Origin of the sequence: Apibacter sp. B3546, from assembly GCF_009827885.1 — a bacterium.
GTDB lineage: Bacteria > Bacteroidota > Bacteroidia > Flavobacteriales > Weeksellaceae > Apibacter.
Map to the genome: position 1 here is coordinate 698,790 of NZ_WINW01000002.1, position 274 is coordinate 699,063.

Sequence of the window (274 nt, forward strand, 5' to 3'; positions counted from 1 at the left end):
GCCCATGCTTTTTTTATTATTTCTCTATTTGGCCTATATTCGGCCAAAAAAACTCCATTAGCCTTCGATTCTTCTATTGTCTCACTTATTTGTGTAATCTTTGTTCTATCGGGTACATCGAAACCGCACCCTATCATACTTAGTAGGGATACACCTATTAAAACTATTTGTATTTTTTTATTCATACCATTATTCTGATCCGTATAAAAAAATCTATTTCTTCTTTATCAACAGCAATTCTCCCATACATTTTCTCTTTTTTCCTCCGTATATA